The sequence below is a fragment of the Streptomyces sp. MH60 genome, assembly GCF_002939385.1.
Classification (GTDB): domain Bacteria; phylum Actinomycetota; class Actinomycetes; order Streptomycetales; family Streptomycetaceae; genus Streptomyces.
In genome coordinates this window covers 1-16533 of the sequence record NZ_MULI01000053.1, presented here as the reverse complement: position 1 = coordinate 16533, position 16533 = coordinate 1, and the positions used below count along the sequence as shown (strand labels likewise).

At 72.2% G+C, this 16533-nt stretch carries 12 protein-coding genes, 1 tRNA gene and 1 pseudogene; 3 read left to right on the top strand and 11 right to left on the bottom strand.

Going from position 1 to position 16533, the window contains the following annotated elements; all coding sequences use genetic code 11:
• Window positions 1–12 precede the first annotated feature (12 nt).
• From BZZ08_RS26750 to pgsA, 3 genes are read right to left on the bottom strand one after another with little or no spacing between them, the layout of a single operon-like run.
• Window positions 13–1176 (bottom strand): glycosyltransferase family 4 protein, encoded by a 1164-nt coding sequence (locus BZZ08_RS26750; RefSeq protein ID WP_104634789.1) that lies wholly within the window; start codon window positions 1174–1176, stop codon window positions 13–15.
• Window positions 1173–2102, bottom strand: coding sequence for a phosphatidylinositol mannoside acyltransferase (locus BZZ08_RS26745; protein ID WP_104634788.1), 930 nt, complete (start codon window positions 2100–2102; stop codon window positions 1173–1175). Before BZZ08_RS26745 ends, BZZ08_RS26750 begins: the two co-directional genes overlap by 4 nt.
• Window positions 2099–2824 carry a phosphatidylinositol phosphate synthase gene (gene pgsA, locus BZZ08_RS26740; RefSeq protein ID WP_104634787.1) on the bottom strand — a complete coding sequence of 242 codons (726 nt, stop codon included), beginning with the start codon at window positions 2822–2824 and terminating at the stop codon, window positions 2099–2101. Before pgsA ends, BZZ08_RS26745 begins: the two co-directional genes overlap by 4 nt.
• Window positions 2825–3031: 207 nt before the next feature.
• On the opposite strand from pgsA, the gene BZZ08_RS26735 reads away from it, so the two are divergent.
• Entirely contained in the window at window positions 3032–5230 is a 2199-nt protein-coding gene (locus tag BZZ08_RS26735; RefSeq protein WP_104634786.1) for an elongation factor G-like protein EF-G2, read from the top strand.
• A 240-nt stretch (window positions 5231–5470) separates the two neighbouring features.
• The gene (locus BZZ08_RS26730) at window positions 5471–7126 is read left to right on the top strand and encodes a hypothetical protein (RefSeq protein WP_104634785.1); all 1656 of its coding nucleotides are present in this window, start codon (window positions 5471–5473) and stop codon (window positions 7124–7126) included.
• A 104-nt stretch (window positions 7127–7230) separates the two neighbouring features.
• Here the strand turns inward: BZZ08_RS26730 and BZZ08_RS26725 are convergent, their stop codons facing one another.
• The 4 genes from BZZ08_RS26725 to BZZ08_RS26710 all read right to left on the bottom strand — a co-directional run bounded on the left by BZZ08_RS26725 (window position 7231) and on the right by BZZ08_RS26710 (window position 11744).
• Complete coding sequence (locus BZZ08_RS26725) at window positions 7231–7779, bottom strand: HIT family protein (protein WP_104634784.1); 549 nt, start codon at window positions 7777–7779, stop codon at window positions 7231–7233.
• Window positions 7780–7855: 76 nt separating this feature from the next.
• Window positions 7856–9832 (bottom strand): threonine--tRNA ligase, encoded by a 1977-nt coding sequence (gene thrS, locus BZZ08_RS26720; protein ID WP_104634783.1) that lies wholly within the window; start codon window positions 9830–9832, stop codon window positions 7856–7858.
• 92 nt (window positions 9833–9924) lie between these two features.
• On the bottom strand, window positions 9925–11181 hold the full coding sequence (locus BZZ08_RS26715) for a hypothetical protein (protein WP_104634782.1): 1257 nt from the start codon (window positions 11179–11181) through the stop codon (window positions 9925–9927).
• Window positions 11178–11744 (bottom strand): DUF4365 domain-containing protein, encoded by a 567-nt coding sequence (locus tag BZZ08_RS26710; protein WP_104634781.1) that lies wholly within the window; start codon window positions 11742–11744, stop codon window positions 11178–11180. Before BZZ08_RS26710 ends, BZZ08_RS26715 begins: the two co-directional genes overlap by 4 nt.
• A gap of 171 nt (window positions 11745–11915) precedes the next feature.
• Here BZZ08_RS26710 and BZZ08_RS26705 point away from each other — a divergent pair, with 171 nt between their 5' ends.
• Window positions 11916–12641: a 3'-5' exonuclease gene (locus tag BZZ08_RS26705; protein ID WP_104634780.1), complete on the top strand. Its 726-nt coding sequence runs from the start codon at window positions 11916–11918 to the stop codon at window positions 12639–12641.
• A gap of 137 nt (window positions 12642–12778) precedes the next feature.
• Here the strand turns inward: BZZ08_RS26705 and BZZ08_RS26700 are convergent.
• The 4 genes and pseudogenes from BZZ08_RS26700 to BZZ08_RS26685 form a co-directional block, all read right to left on the bottom strand.
• A tRNA-Val gene (locus BZZ08_RS26700) sits at window positions 12779–12850 on the bottom strand.
• A 39-nt stretch (window positions 12851–12889) separates the two neighbouring features.
• Window positions 12890–13348: an SRPBCC family protein gene (locus BZZ08_RS26695; RefSeq protein WP_104634779.1), complete on the bottom strand. Its 459-nt coding sequence runs from the start codon at window positions 13346–13348 to the stop codon at window positions 12890–12892.
• Window positions 13349–13387: 39 nt separating this feature from the next.
• Entirely contained in the window at window positions 13388–16126 is a 2739-nt protein-coding gene (locus tag BZZ08_RS26690) for an exo-rhamnogalacturonan lyase family protein (RefSeq protein WP_104634778.1), read from the bottom strand.
• Window positions 16127–16259: 133 nt separating this feature from the next.
• Window positions 16260–16533, bottom strand: a pseudogene (locus tag BZZ08_RS26685) (hypothetical protein); the annotation flags it as partial.

Sequence of the window (16533 nt, the reverse complement as noted above, 5' to 3'; positions counted from 1 at the left end):
CGCCCCGGCGGGTCAGTCCCTCGCCAGGCCGAAGCGGGCCCGCAGGCCCGTCGCCCGGTCGTCCGCCGCGACCGCCGCCGCTCCCGCGGTGACCGTCTCGTAGACGGACAGGATGTCCGCGCCCACGGTGGACCAGTCGAAACGCCGTACGTGGGCGCTGCCCCGCTCGCGCAGCGCGGCCCGGCGTTCCGGGTCGGCCAGCAGGCGTACGGCCGCTTCCGCCAGGGCGTCCGCGTTCTCGTTGGGGAAGAGTTCCCCGGCCGCGCCCTGGTCGAGGACCTGGGCGAAGGCGTCCAGGTCGGAGGCGAGGACGGGGGCGCCGGCCGACATGGCCTCGACGAGGATGATGCCGAAGCTCTCGCCGCCGGTGTTGGGCGCCACGTACAGGTCGACGCTGCGCAGGAAGCGGGCCTTGTCCTCGTCGCTGATCATGCCGAGGAACTCCACGCGGGAGCGCAGTTCCCTGGGCAGGCTCTCGACGGCCTCCTCCTCGTCCCCGCGCCCGGCGACGAGCAGCCGGGTCTGCGGGCGGGCGGCGAGGATCCCGGGCAGCGCCCGCATGAGCACCGGCAGGCCCTTGCGGGGCTCGTCGATGCGCCCTATGAAGCCGATCGTGTCACCCTGCCACTCGGGCTCGGGCTCCGCGTCGGCGAAGAAGTCGACGTCGACGCCGTTGGGGATGACGACCGCGTCACCGCCCAGGTGCTCGACGAGCGTGCGGCGGGCGTACTCGCTCACGGCGATCCGGGCGCTGATCTTCTCCAGGGCGGCCTGGAGGATCGCGTACGCGGCGATCATCGCGCGGGAACGCGGGTTGGAGGTGTGGAAGGTGGCCACGATGGGGCCCTGCGCCGCCCAGCAGGTCAGCAGGCCCAGCGAGGGCGAGGTCGGCTCGTGGATGTGGATGACGTCGAAGGAGCCGTCGTGCAGCCAGCGCCGGACCCGGGCGGCCGACAGGAAGCCGAAGTTCAGCCGGGCCACCGAGCCGTTGTACGGCACCGGCACCGCGCGGCCCGCGGAGACGACGTACGGGGGCAGCGGGGTGTCCTCGTCGGCCGGGGCGAGCACGGACACCTCGTGACCGAGCCGGATGAAGTACTCGGCGAGGTCCCGGATGTGGAACTGGACGCCGCCCGGCACGTCCCAGGAGTACGGGCAGACGATGCCGATCCTCACCGGGCGCCCCGCTCGCGGGCGCCGGGCGCCTTGGCCGGGTCGAGATCCTTGAGCCACAAGCGTTGCAGCATGTGCCAGTCCTCCGGGTGGTCGGCGATCCCCGTGGCGAAGGCATCGGCCAGCGCCTGTGTCATGACAGACGTCTTCTCGGCCCGGGTACCCGACCCGGGTACCTCGACCGGTGGGTGGACCCGGCCCCGCATCACCGGCGAGTCGTCGTACCAGAGCGTCACCGGCAGCAGCCGTGCGCCGGTCTGCTGGGCGAGCAGGGCGGGGCCGGCCGGCATCCGGGCCGTCTCGCCGAAGAATCCGACCTCCACGCCGGAGGCGGACAGGTCGCGGTCGGCGACCAGGCAGACCAGGCCGCCGTCGCGCAGCCGCCGGGCCAGCGTGCCGAAGGCGGTGCCGCCGCTGTGCGGCAGGACCTCCATGCCGAGGCCCTCGCGGTAGGCGACGAACCGGTCGTACAGGGTCTCCGGCTTGAGGCGCTCGGCGACCGTGGTGAACGGGATGCCGAGCTTCGTGGTGACCCAGGCGCCCGCGAGGTCCCAGTTGGCCAGGTGCGGCAGGGCGAGCACCACGCCCTTGCCGGCGTCCATGCCGTCGGTGAGGTGGTGCAGGTCCTCGGGGGTGAAGCCGTCCCTGATCCGTTCGGTGCTCCACGCCGGGAGCCGGAACGACTCCATCCAGTACCGCAGGTACGAGCGCATGCCCGCACGCGAGAGGGCGGCGAGCCGCTCCGGACCCGCGTCGGGCACCACGCGCGCGTAGTTGCTCTCCAGGCGGCGCACCCCCGCGCCGCGCTGCTTCCAGGCGAGGTCGGCGACGGTGCGGCCGAGCCGCACGGCGGCGGGCTCGGGGAGCTTCTTCACGGTGGTCCAGCCGGCGCCGTACAGACCGTCGGTCAGGCGGTCCCGAGCGCTCACTTCGCCGCCTCGGTGCCCTGGCTCCGCTGCGCGGCGGCGTCCGCCTCGGCGGCCTCCCGGCGGACCGTGACGACCCGCTGCACCAGCGTGACGAGGCTGCCCACGGCGACGATCCACAGGGCGATCGGCAGCAGGTACTGGATGCCGGGCACGCCGAACTTGTGCAGCCCGGCGAATCCGGCGGCGACCAGCGAGATGACGAGGCGCTCGGCGCGCTCGACCAGGCCGTTGACGGCCACCGGCAGGCCGATCGCCTCGCCGCGCGCCTTGGTGTACGACACCACCTGGCCGCTGGCCAGACAGAAGATCGACACCGCGCACAGGACGTTGTCGTCGCCGCCCCCCGCGTACCAGAGGGCGAGGCCGCCGAAGATCGCGCCGTCGGCGACCCGGTCGAGGGTGGAGTCCAGGAACGCGCCCCACCGGCTGGAGCGGCCCAGCTGGCGGGCCATGTTGCCGTCGACGAGGTCGGAGAAGACGAAGAGCGTGATCACCACCGTGCCCCAGAAGAACTCACCCATGGGGTAGAAGACCAGCGCACCCGCGACCACACCGGCGGTGCCGATCAGCGTGACCGTGTCGGGGCTGACGCCCCGGCGGATGAGAAACGCGGCGAACGGTGTGAGGACACGCGTAAAAAATGCACGCGCGTACTTGTTCAGCATGGCCTTCCCGACGGTCGGTGTGGCGCCGCGGCCCTTGCTGGCCACCGGCTGGCCCATCGTAGTCACGCGCGCGCGTGGGCGGTGGCCGGGCACCCTGAGCCCTTGCGGAGCGGCCGGTGGGCGGCGGGATCGGATCCTTCGTATGGACGCGGCGTGACGGGAGTGGAAAGCTCGAAGGACCGCGGGCGTCGCCGGAGCCGCCAGTGCACGCGGTCCCGCGTGTCCGCGCCCACAGCGACCTCACCGCGCACGGGAGGCAAGGACATGGGCGACAAGGCACACACCCACCCCGGAGCCGCCGGAAGGGCAACGGCGGCCGACCACCCCGCGTCCGTACGGAACGTGGTGCTGGTCGGCCACTCCGGATCGGGCAAGACGACTCTGGTGGAGGCTCTCGCGCTGACGGCGGGAGCGGTGAACCGGGCGGGCCGCGTGGAGGACGGCGGCTGCGTCTCGGACTACGACGACATGGAGCACCGCCAGCAGCGCTCCGTGCAGCTCTCCCTGGTGCCGGTCGAATGGGACGGCATCAAGATCAACCTCTTGGACACTCCCGGGTACGCCGACTTCGTCGGTGAGCTGAGGGCCGGTCTGCGCGCCGCGGACGCGGCCCTCTTCGTCGTCTCGGCCTCCGACGGGGTGGACGGCTCGACCCGGATGCTCTGGGAGGAGTGCGCCGCCGTCGGCATGCCGCGCGCCATCGTGGTCACGCACCTGGAGGCCGCCCGCGCGGACTTCGAGGAGATGACGCGGGTCTGCGCGGAGGCGTTCGGCGGCGACGATCCCGACGCGGTACTGCCGCTGTACCTCCCGCTGCACGGCCCGCCCGCCCCCGACGGGCACGCGCCCGTGACGGGGCTCGTGGGGCTGCTGTCGCGGAAGCTGTTCGACTACGCCTCGGGCGAGCGGGTGGCGTCGGAGCCGGGCGAGGCGGACCTGCCGCAGCTCGACGAGGCCCGCTCCATGCTGATCGAGGGGATCATCTCGGAGAGCGAGGACGAGACGCTCATGGAGCGCTACCTCGGCGGCGAGCAGGTCGAGGTCAAGACGCTCATCCAGGATCTGGAACGGGCCGTGGCACGCGGGGTGTTCTTCCCCGTCCTGGCCGCCGCCCCCGCCGCCGACGGCGCCCGGCAGGGTCTGGGCACGGTCGAACTCCTGGAACTGATCACGCGCGGCTTCCCGACGCCCCTGGAACGCGCGGCGCCGCGGGTCACCACGCCCGAGGGCGCCGGGCGCGAGCTGCGGATGTGCGACCCGGACGAGTCGCTGGTCGCGGAGGTCGTCAAGACGTCCTCGGACCCGTACGTCGGCCGGATCTCGATGGTCCGCGTCTTCTCCGGCACCCTGCGCGCCGACCAGACGGTGCACGTGTCCGGGCACGGCATGACGGACCGCGGCCACGAGGACCACGACGTCGACGAGCGGATCGGCGCCCTGTCGACGCCGTTCGGCAAGCAGCAGCGGCCGGTCACGCACGTCATCGCGGGCGACCTCGCCTGCGTGGCCAAGCTGACCCGCGCGGAGACCGGGGACACGCTCTCGGCCAAGGACGACCCGCTGCTGATGGCCCCCTGGGAGATGCCCGATCCGCTGCTGCCGCTCGCCATCGAGGCGCACAGCAAACCCGACGAGGACAAGCTCTCCCAGGGGCTGGCCCGGCTGGTCGCCGAGGACCCGACGATGCGCCTGGAGCACAACCAGGACACCCACCAGGTGGTCCTGTGGTGCCTGGGCGAGGCGCACGCCGACGTGGCCCTGGAACGGCTGCGCGGCCGCTACGGCGTCCAGGTCGACGTCGTACCCCACCGGGTCTCCCTGCGCGAGACGTTCGGCGGCCGGGCGGCCGGACGCGGGCGGCACGTCAAGCAGTCCGGCGGGCACGGCCAGTACGCCATCTGCGAGATCGAGGTGGAGCCGCTGCCGGGCGGCTCGGGCATCGAGTTCGTGGACAAGGTGGTCGGCGGCGCGGTGCCCCGGCAGTTCATCCCGTCCGTCGAGAAGGGCGTGCGCACCCAGGCGGCCAAGGGCGTCGCCGCGGGCCACCCGCTGATCGACGTACGGATCACGCTGCTCGACGGCAAGGCGCACTCCGTGGACTCCTCCGACGCCGCGTTCCAGACCGCGGGCGCGCTGGCGCTCAGGGAGGCCGCGGCCGAGGCGCGGATCCACCTGCTGGAGCCGGTCGCCGAGGTGAGCGTGCTGGTCGGCGACGACTACGTGGGCGCGGTCATGAGTGACCTGTCCGGACGGCGCGGCAAGGTGCTGGGCACCGAGCAGACCAGCGGCGGGCGGACGTTGATCAGGGCCGAGGTGCCCGAGATCGAGATCGGCCGCTACGCCGTCGACCTGCGCTCCCTGTCGCACGGCACCGCGCGCTTCGACCGGCGCTACGCGCGGCACGAACCGATGCCGGCGCAGGTCGCGGACCGGTTGCGCGAGGAGGTGCGGGTGGCGTCCTAGCGGAGCCCGGCCCCCCGGTGCGGGTCCGCCGCACCGGGGCCCGCCCTCCGCAGCCGAGGTCCCCCGCACCGGCGTGCGACGGCGCGCCCGGCGGCCGACCCGCGCGTGTAGGGGCGCCTTTGGACGTCCCGTGACGCGCGGCGGTGCCGGCGGATACGCTGATGACCAGATCAACAGGTGTGCGGGGCAGGGAAGTCGGGAAGGCCGCAGGAGCGACAGTGGTGGCGATCGGGGGCGGGAATGACCGTTGACGGCGGTTACGCGGACTTCTTCGGACCGCAGGTGCCGCGCACGGACGACGGCGGCCAGACGGCCACGTTCGCGCTGGCCTCGGCCGCCTACCGGGACAGCGAGGCCGAGGAGATACTCAAGGCCAACAGCGAGTGGCACAAGTCGTCCGTGAGCAAGCCCCGGATCAAGCTGTTCCGGCCCAACCTCGGCGAGGCGTACTCCCGGGCGATCATCGACCGGATGCTGGGACCCAAGCGGGCCCCGCTCATCCAGTCCTTCGGCACCCAGCCCCAGGTGGTCGTCGAGCACAGTCTCGCGGCGCACCGCATACGCAGGGACCGGGACAACTGGCTCAGTGCCGTCATGGTGCTGTGCGGACTGCTGTTCCTGCCCGGCCTGCTGATCTGGCTGCTGGTCTTCCAGATCCGCACCACCGTCGCCCGGCGCGAGGACAAGCGGGCCGGCGCACTCGCCACCGCGCTGCTGCTCGCGATGGCGGCCCTCGCCGTGCTCTTCCTGCTCAAGATGCCCTTCAGCGGCTTCTGGGCCTGGTACGCGCGCGCCTGCGTCGTCGCCCCGGTGATCGGCTGGTTCTGGGCCAAGCGGATCTGCGAGCGCACGGCACGGGACCTCCGGGAGCGCTGGAGCGGTCTCCTGTCCGGCGCGGGCGTGGGCGCCAAGGTGCCCGAGGCGGTGCCGAGCAGCCCCGGCGAGACGGCCGCCGAGGAGCTGCGGCAGTCGCTGGCCCGGCTCAGCGCCGAGCAGCAGTCCAACTCCGTCTTCTACGCCGGTCCCAAGGGGATCCTCGGCATGGGCACCCGCTGGGGCAACTGGCAGCTCGCCGAGGAGCTGGTCCCCGTCGACCCGGACCGGGAGATCAACCCGTTCCGCAGCTGGGACGTGATCAAGGCCATCCACGACCGGCTGCGGATGCTGGAGCGCGGCCCGCTGCACACCGGCGGCTTCACCAAGCCGACGGTGCGGCACTGGATCGTGACCCCGATCGGTGAGAACGCCGACTCGGTGTCCCGCCCCGAGGGCACGGACGTCGAGGCGTACCAGGTCAAGCAGCACGCGATACAGGAGATCTGCGACAAGCAGCAGTTCGGCGCGGGCGACCGGCACTACCTGGGCGTGCAGTGGACCCTGTGGGACGGCCAGTTGGTCATCTCCATGCTGATCACGGTGACGGTGCTGCACGAGACGCTGCGCATCGAGGTCACCGGCCATGCCCTGGGGCCGGTGCACTCGCTGTTCACCAGCAAGCCCGCGGCGAAGGAGAAGACGGTCCAGAAGTCCGTCAAGTTCTGGGAGACCCGCACGGTGAAGCTCCCGCTGGTCGACGCCGACGAGGTGGTGCGGCTGGCCGCGCGGGCCCCGCTGACCTGGTATCCCCCGCTGCTGTACTGGCTGGGCGGCAAGCTCACACTGCCCGAGCCCTTCGGCGTGCGGCACGCCTGGGCGGACCGGCCGTGGCGGCACCGCTTCATGGCCGACGACGCGCTGCGCGCGGCCACGCCGGTGCTGCGGGCGGTGCACTCGGCGGCGATCAAGGTGCTGAAGGAGAACGGCGTCGACACGGAGAAGTTCGGCGCCCGCGCGGGTGGTCTGAGCGGGGCGGTTCAGGAGGCTGTGCCCAAGAAGGCTGACGTCTACGACGCGTAGGTCTCCGGCGGTGGGGCGGGGGCGTTCCCGGGGGCTGCGCCCCCGGACCCCGCTTCGGCCTGGACGGCCTCGTCCTCGAACGCCGGCCGGGCTGGGCTGGACACTCAGGCCGTCGGCCAGGCTTCCGCCAGCATCTTGCGGGTGTCTCCCAGCAGCTGCGGCAGCACCTTCGTGTGGCCGACGACCGGCATGAAGTTCGTGTCGCCGCCCCAGCGGGGCACGACGTGCTGGTGGAGGTGGGCGGCGATGCCCGCGCCGGCCACCGAGCCCTGGTTCATGCCGATGTTGAAGCCGTGGGCGCCGGACGCGGTGCGCAGGGCCGTCATCGCCTGCTTGGTCAGCTCGGCCAGCTCCGCGGTCTCCACGGTGTTCAGCTCGGTGTAGTCGGCGACGTGGCGGTACGGCACGGTCATCAGGTGGCCGCCGTTGTACGGGTACAGGTTGAGCACCGCGTACACGTGCTCGCCGCGCCGGATGATCAGGCCGTCCTCGTCGGACTTGGCCGGGATCGAGCAGAAGGGGCAGCCGTCGTCGGCACCGGGGCCGCTCGGCTTGTTCTCGCCCTGGATGTACGCCATCCGGTGGGGCGTCCACAGGCGCTGGAACGCGTCCTGCGTCCCCACTCCCAGCTGCTGCTCCGGCTCACTCGTCATGCGTGCAGCATATGGCGTCCCCCGCGGCGGCAGGGAAAGGCCCCCGGGATCTCCCGGGGGCCCCTCACACCGGCGGTCAGACCTGCGCCCGCTCCTCGACGACCTTCGCGATCTTCGCGATGGCCTCCTCGACGGGGATGCCGTTCTCCTGGGAGCCGTCGCGGTAGCGGAAGGAGACCGCGCCGTTCGCCATGTCCTCGTCGCCCGCGATGACCATGAAGGGCACCTTCTGCTTCTGGGCGTTGCGGATCTTCTTCTGCATCCGGTCCGAGGAGGAGTCGACCTCGACCCGCAGGCCCTGCCTCTTGGCGGCCGCGGCGAACTTCTCCAGGTACTCGACGTGCGCGTCGCCGATCGGGATGCCCACCGCCTGCACCGGCGCCAGCCACGCCGGGAAGGCGCCCGCGTAGTGCTCCAGGAGCACCGCGAAGAAGCGCTCGATGGAGCCGAACAGCGCGCGGTGGATCATGACCGGGCGGGTCTTGGTGCCGTCCGCGGCCGTGTACTCCAGGTCGAAGCGCTCCGGCAGGTTGAAGTCGAGCTGGATGGTCGACATCTGCCAGGTGCGGCCGATGGCGTCCTTGGCCTGGACGGAGATCTTCGGGCCGTAGAAGGCGGCACCGCCCGGGTCCGCCACCAGCTCCAGGTTCTGCTTCTCGGCGACCTGGCGCAGCGTCTCGGTGGCCTCTTCCCAGGCCTCGTCGGAGCCGACGAACTTCTCCGGGTCCTTGGTGGACAGCTCCAGGTAGAAGTCGGTCAGGCCGTAGTCGCGCAGCAGGTTCAGGACGAAGGTGAGGGTCTTGTCCAGCTCCTCGGACATCTGCTCGCGGGTGCAGTAGATGTGCGCGTCGTCCTGGGTGAAGCCGCGGGCCCGGGTCAGGCCGTGCACGACGCCCGACTTCTCGTACCGGTACACGGTGCCGAACTCGAACAGGCGCAGCGGCAGCTCACGGTAGGAGCGCCCGCGCGCGTCGAAGATCAGGTTGTGCATCGGGCAGTTCATGGGCTTGAGGTAGTAGTCCACGCCCTCGTCGAGCTGCATGGGCGGGTACATGCCGTCGGCGTACCAGTCCAGGTGGCCCGAGGTCTCGAAGAGCTTCCCCTTCGTCGCGTGCGGGGTGTAGACGAACTCGTAGCCCTCCTCCTCGTGGCGGCGCCGCGAGTAGTCCTCCATGGTCCGGCGGACGATGCCGCCCTTGGGGTGGAAGACGGCGAGGCCGGAGCCGATCTGCTCCGGGATGGAGAACAGGTCCAGCTCGCTGCCGAGCTTGCGGTGGTCGCGCTTCTCGGCCTCGGCGAGGAACTCCAGGTGGGCCTTCAGCTCGTCCTTGGTGGGCCAGGCGGTGCCGTAGATGCGCTGGAGCATCGGGTTCTTCTCGCTGCCGCGCCAGTAGGCGGCGGCGTTGCGCATCAGCTTGAAGGCCGGGATGTTGCGGGTGGTGGGCAGGTGCGGGCCCCGGCAGAGGTCCTTCCAGCACAGCTCGCCGGTCTTCGCGTCCAGGTTGTCGTAGATCGTCAGCTCGCCGGCGCCGACCTCGACGTCCGCGCCGTCGTCGTGCGACGCGGAGCCCTTGAGGCCGATCAGCTCCAGCTTGTACGGCTCGCCGGCCAGCTCCTCGCGGGCGGCCTCGTCGGTGACCACGCGGCGGGAGAACCGCTGCCCGCGCTTCTGGATCTCCTGCATCTTCTTCTCGATGGCCTTGAGGTCATCGGGGTGGAAGGGCTTCTCCACGTCGAAGTCGTAGTAGAAGCCGTCCTTGACGGGCGGGCCGATGCCCAGCTTGGCCTCGGGGAACAGCTCCTGCACGGCCTGCGCCATGACGTGCGCGGTGGAGTGGCGCAGGATGTCCAGACCGTCCTCGGAGGAGATCTCGACGCCCTCGACGGTCTCGCCGTCCTTCACCTCGTAGGCGAGGTCCTTGAGGTCGCCGGACACGCGGGCGGCGATGATCGAGCGCTCGCCGGCGAAGAGCTCGGCGGCCGTAGTGCCCGTCGTCACCACGCGTTCTTCCCGCTCGGAATCCCGCTGGATGATCACACGGACGTCTGACACCGGTCTCTCCTGACTGAAGGTGGGGCCGCGGCGCCATACCGGAGCGCACGCATGGGGGCGATCGTACCGACCCGGGGCCGCCCACCGCGAAATCAGTCCTGTCCTTCGCCTCCGTCGCCACAGGTCTCCTCGAAGAAGGCCGCGACCTCGACGTGTTCCTGGACGGCCTTCAGCAGCCGGTCCCGCTCCGCGTCGTCGACCTGTACGGGGGTGATCTCGCAGGCGCCGGTGAGCCTGCGGAACCCGCCCCGGCTCTCCAGGCGCCCGAGCACCCGCACCGGCAGCCCGACGAGGTGGGCGTGCCCGGCGATCCGGTACGCCTCCTCGTCCAGCGCGATCCGCACGTGGGGCACCTCGGCCCCGGCCAGCACCCGCAGCCGTACGGTGCCCGTGCCGCGGGGTCCGGGCCGGCGCATGCGGACCACGGTGCCGGTGATCCGCACCGGCACCGAGGGCTCCGCGCGCAGGTAGCGGGCGGCGGCCTCGCGCAGGGCGGGCAGGTCGCCGGGCGAGAACTCGACGGGTTCGGCGGGGGCGCCGCAGCCCTCGGGGACGCCCGCAGCTGGCGCCCAGCCGACGGCGATCCGGGCGCCCTCGGTGCCCCGGACCAGGGCGACGAGGGATTCGGTCAGCTCGTGGCTGACGCCCGCCGCGACGGCCGAGTCGAAGGCCTCCGTGCCCCCGGTGGCCCGCCGGTAGTCGACGGCCTCACGGGCGGCGTGGAGGGCGTGGTGAAGGCGTACGGCGAGGGGGCGGCCGGTGCCGACCGGCAGGAACGCCGTGAGGCGGCGGCCGCCGGGAGCGGGGCCCACCACGACGTTCTCCAGGGCCGCGCCGGCGGCGCGCCGGTGCCGGGCGCCGTAGTAGCCCGCCCGCGCGCGCGTGGCGAGCGCTCCGGCGAGCAGCATCCGGCGGGCGGCGGAGCGCAGCTGCTCCTCCGCCGCCCAGGACGCGGTGCCGCCGGGTCCCGTCGGTATGTCGCGTTCCCAGCGGATCTCGTCGCTGGGGACGGCGAGGGCGAGCAGGATCTCGCGGGCGGCGGGTGTGCCGCTGCGGGACAGGGCGTGCAGCGCCTCGCCGAGCAGGTCGTCGCTGTCGGGGAAGGCGCGGCTGACGGGCACCAGGAGGCTGGTGGCGCCCGCGGCCGGTCCTGGCGGTGTCCAGCGCCCGTAGCGGCCCGGGGCGCCGCCGCGCCGGCGCCAGCCGTGCCGGTGCAGCAGGGCGGTCAGCACGGCCGGGTCGACGGTGCGGGGCTCGGGTGTGCCGCCGTCGCGGGGGGTGTCGTCGAGGGCGTCGGCCGGGTGCGGCCGTACGGAGCGCAGGGGTTCGCCGGTCGGGCGGTGCGTCATGGTTTCCCTCCCGTCCCGACCCGCGTCATGATCTCGCACAGCGCACGGTCGTCGAAGATCCGCGCGGTCGGTATCCGCACGGTGGTGCGCCGCCGTCCGGTGACCGGATGTCCGGCGAGGTTGGTCCAGTAGCAGCAGTGCCTGAGGTCGAGCCGGTCGTGGCCGGCGCGCAGCCACTGGTCCCGGGACCGGGGGACGATCATCACGACCAGGATCTTGTGCACCGACACGGGGGTGCGGGCGAGCTTCGCCAAGTGGTCGTTGTCCAGGGTGAAGGAGAAGAAGCGCCCCGGGGGGTCCGGCGGGAGCTGGTACGTCGCCTTGAGCTGCACCTTGATCGTGACCTCGTCGTCGACGGTGTGCCCGGGGGCGCTGTGGCTGACGTGCCAGTCGATGCCGTTGTCCGGGAAGGGCTGGGAGAGCGAGCAGCCCGCCGCGGCGGCGACCGCGTGGAGGTAGCCGACCTGCAAGGTCTCCATGCAGGCGGTGGTGGCGAGAGAGCCGCGTGAGGGCGCGGTGCGCTCGGGCAGCAGCCCGCCCCGTTCGGGCTGCGCAATGGCCATGGCCAACAGCCTTCCAGAACTGGTGAATCCCCGTGGCGGGTCTGTGAACTGCAAAGACCCGTACTCCTGTTGTGTCCTTGCGGCGTACGTCGCAAACAGCCCGGGTATCACCGAACCGGGACAAGGGACGGCACGTCAGCTGCCGTGCTCGGACGAGGAGTTGAGTGCCCTATGACGAGCTGGTTCGAGGGGCCGCTGGCCGCCTTCGACACGGAGACGACGGGTGTGAACACCGAGACCGACCGGATCGTGTCGGCGGCCCTCGTCGTCCAGGACGCGCCGGGCCTGCGTCCGCGGGTGACCCGGTGGCTGGTGAACCCGGGGGTGCCGGTGCCCGAGGCGGCGACGGCGGTGCACGGGCTGACCCAGGAGCACGTGGAGCGCCACGGCCGCTGGCCGGCGCCGGTGATGTACGAGATAGCCGAGGCGCTGACCGAGCAGGCCCGCGCCGGGCGTCCGCTGGTGGTGATGAACGCGCCGTTCGACCTCACGCTGCTGGACCGGGAGTTGCGCAGGCACCGCGCCTCGTCGCTGGGCCGCTGGCTGGAGCGGACGTCGCTGCACGTGCTGGACCCGCGCGTGCTGGACAAGCACCTGGACCGCTACCGCAAGGGCCGCCGCACCCTCACCGACCTGTGCGCGCACTACGGCGTGGAGCTGGCGGGCGCGCACGACGCGGCGGCCGACGCCCAGGCGGCGCTGGAGGTCGTACGGGCGGTGGGGCGGCGCTTCCAGGCGCGGCTCGAGCGTCTCTCCCCCGCCGAGCTGCACACCCTCCAGGCAGTGTGGCACGCGGGTCAGGCACGCGGGTTGCAGGCGTGGTTCGCGCTCAACGGCACGGAGGAGCCGGTGGACCCGGCCTGGCCGTTGCGGCCGGACCTGCCGGCGGCGGCGTGACCCTTCGTCCCCGGCCCGCGTGAACGCCGGGACGGGGGTGTGGGTGGCGGAGCCACCGCGACGCGCGGCGAAGCCGCGCGGAAACGACGAAGCGACGTGGTCCGCGTATTCCGCGGACCACGTCGCTGTCGCGAGCGTGGGCGATACTGGGTTCGAACCAGTGACCTCTTCGGTGTGAACGAAGCGCTCTCCCACTGAGCTAATCGCCCGGGAACGCACTGAACCATACAGGGCACCGCGCGGTTCCATCAAACCGCTTGCCGGCCGCCTGCCAGGTGCGCGGCGAGGCCCTGCCGCCCGGCCCGCATCATGAGGCGGTGGTTGGCGCGGAACAGGGGCCGCCCGGGCACGGCCAGGCGGCGCAGCAGCGGCTTGCGCACGACGACCTCCTGGTCGTAGCGGACGAGGGTGGCGGTGCCGCGCGGGGCGACCGTCCAGCGCGCCCAGCCCTCCATGTCGCCGCTCATCGCGACCTCCAGCACCCCCGCGGCCGGGTCCCGGCGTCCCTCCCGCACGGTCGCGGTCAGTTCGTACGGGAGCAGGGAGCGGAACCGGAGGACGCCGCCGGTGTCGTCGAACCGGGTGACCTCGCGGACCTGCGGCCACCACCGGGGGTAGTCCTCGATGCGTTCCAGGGCACGGTAGACGTCCGGGGCGGGCGCGGGCAGCGGCCACAGGCTGAGGAAGCGGTAATGGTTCCAGTCCACCCGTGCAGTGTGCCCGCGCCCGCGCCGGTCAGGGGCCGGCTACGGCATCCTGTCCCCCAGGAGTGCGAGGTTCTCGATGGCGGCGAGGCCGTAGAGGGCGGTGTCGTTGGTGGACACCCAGCCCGCCTCGCTGCCCGGCACCAGCGTGAGGGGTCCGCTCAGCTTCTGTGTCGTCCAGGGCGCCGACTCCCTGTAGCCGTCGGAGTCGTAGAACTTCTGCCACGCGCGCGTGGCGAGCTTGTCGTCGCCGGTCCGTACGGCCGCGTAGGCGTCGAGGCGCGAGTGGCCCTGGAAGAGGATGAGGCTGCCGAAGTTCGCGCCGTAGCGCTCGGCCTGTTCGGACTTGCTCGCGTTGAAGTAGCGGCAGTAGTCGTAGTACGCCTCCTCGAACTTCGGCATGTCGACGAGGTCGATCAGTTCGGCGCACAGTTCGTTCAGGCCGAAGACGGCCGACAGGTGGGAGACCTCGACCTTCGGCGTGTCGGCGACGGCGAACTTCCCGGTGTCCAGGTCGTACAGGCCGCTGCCCTGGACGAAGCCGTTGGGCTGGGCGGCGATGGTCTCCATGGTGGACAGGACGCGGTCCCTGGCCTTCTCCCACTTCGGGCCCTTGCGCTCCCACTCGGTGAGCCACGCCGAGACCAGGCCGCTCCAGTCGGTGCCGAAGCCGATGGACAGGGCGTTGCGGTCGGGCGTGTACGGCTCGGTGCGGATCTTGCGGAGCGGGTCGAGGGCGAGGAAGGTCTCGTCGGAGTCGACGTTGGCGTGCATGAGGTCGCCGACGCGTTCGTCGGCGGTGAGGAAGTAGTAGAAGCGCCGGTAGGTGGTGTTGGCGATGCGCTGCTGCTTGGCGCTGTCGGCGTAGTGCTGGACGCCGTGCCGGGTGCCGAGGCCGGCCCACTTTCCGAGGTGGTAGACGTCGACCTCGCCGGTGTGCCGGGTCATGGCCTCGGCGAAGCGGAAGATGTCGGCGCGGCCGGAGCGCAGGTAGGCGTACCAGAGCCAGAGGTCGGGGGAGAGTTCGGAGTTGTCCCAGGCGTAGCCGCCGACGTCGTACCGCCACGTGTGCCGGGCGGCGTCGTAGGTGTGCATGATGTCGCCGTAGTCCCAGAAGCCGTACCAGCGGCGCTGCTCCACCTGGTCCTTGTAGTAGGTGAAGAGGAAGTCGAGGTGGTCCTCGATCTTCGCCTTGGCGGGGGTGGAGCGGTCGGGCGCGGAGTAGAGGCCGGGGCCGAAGACCCCGGCCTTGATGAGCTGCTCGGGCGGGGCGGCGAGCTGCGGCAGGACGCGAACCGCCCCGACCTGTTCGGCGAGTTCCTCGGCGCCGGGGGTGGCGGCGTTGGCCCAGAAGAGGAGTTCCGAGGTGCGGGCGATGCCGTAGGGCGTGCCGAACTCCGGCTCGTAGTCCTCGTAGGTGATGTTGAGGCCCTCCAGCTGTTCGGGGAACGTGTCCTGGCCCATGCCGTCGTGGTAGAAGCGCAGGTCCATCGGCTGGGCCTCGGGCGACCAGAGCCAGAGGGTGACCTCGGCCTCGTCGGTCTGGGCGTCGCGGATGTCGAGCTGGGCGGGGTGCTTCTCCCAGAAGTCGCGCAGGCCGAAGGAGAGGCCGCCGCTCGCGCCGCCGACGTAGCCGAAGCCGGAGGCGCGCCCTCCGCCGCCCGCGCCGATCCAGCCGTGGCCCTTCTTGGTGCGCTTGCGCAGGGTGAAGCCGTCGGCGGACAGCTGGGCGAGGGTGTAGTCGCCCCATTCCGGGATGTACTTCAGGCGGGTGGTGACCCGTTGGTCCCAGGTGGCGGGGTCGGGCAGCTTCTCCCCGGCGAACTGCGCCGCCTGTACGGCCGCCCCGGGGTCGCGGCGCAGTCCGGTGATGCCCTTGACCGCCTCGCGGAGCAGGCCGGTGCCCTCGCCGCCGATACGGATGTGGCGGTCGTAGGCCTCGTCGCGCATCGGGACGGTGAAGCGGACGCCGAGGCCGCGGATGAAGTCGCCGCTCGCCTTTCCGGGTTCCTGCTGCCCGTCGAACGTGATGGTGTGCACCATGTGGAAGGAGTCGGCGCCCGCGTAGAAGTAGAGGCGGATGGAGAAGGGCAGCCAGCCGCGGTGGCCCCTGCGGTGCTTGCCGTCGATGCGGACGACGGCGCGGACCGGGCCGTCCTGCTCGACCTCGGCCTCGTCGACCGTGCCGTCGAAGCGCTCGTACTTCACCGTGCCCTGGTCGCCGTCCTCGATCTCGGGCTGGCGCAGCAGGACGAGGCGGCCGTTCTTGGCGATCTCGGTGGGGCCCCGGGTGACCGATTTGATCAGCGCCGATCCGGACGTGCCGATTCTCGCGGTGATGACGCCGGTCGATACGTCGATGGTGCCGCCGCGCCGGGTGACGGTGACCTTCTTGGCGGGCGCGGCCGGGGTACCGGCGGCCAGGGTGAGCTTGCCGTTCCCGGAACCGACGGCGTGGGCGGTCCACTTGAGGGAGCCGTCGGGCCAGTGGGCGAGCGGCCAGGACTGCACGGGTACGGCCTTGCCGTCCGCGTCCGTGACGGCGAACGACTGGTCCTCCTGGAGAGCGCCCTTGGGCCAGGGCACGCCGACGGTGGAGCCGGGGGCGGCGCCGAGGCCGCCGTCCTCCAGCCAGGTCAGGGTGACCGGACCGTCGTCGGCGACCGGGGCGGCGGCGGGCGCGGCCTGCGCGTTCTTGGTGCCCAGTGCCCAGCTGAACTGGGCGGCGGCGCCGGCGACGGCGGCCGCCTTGAGGAGGGACCTGCGGGGGATGGGGGACATGGCCTTTCCTTTCCGTGCGGGGTGCAGGGGTGTCAAGGGCATGACAGTCGGAGGTGCGGCGCCGGGGCACCGACCTCGGGAGGCAGGGGCGGCCGCCGCGGCACGGGACCGCCCCGGAGGCGAACGCGCCGGGTCAGCGGCGCCGGTGGCGTTCCTCCACCGCGACGGCGGCCGCGGCGACGGCGCCCAGGACGGCGACGGCCAGCGGTGCGCTGAACCATGCGGAGCAGACCACGACGGCCAGTCCGCCGACCAGGAGGAACGAGCCGGCAGGATCGAGCACGGTACGGCGGGCCGCCCGCGCGAGCAGCGACCGCCAGGAGGCGCCGGGGTGCCAGTCCGCCGCCGCGCGCAGTCCCGCGACGGCCGCGCCGATCAGGGCGAGGACGCCGACGGCGCCGACCGGC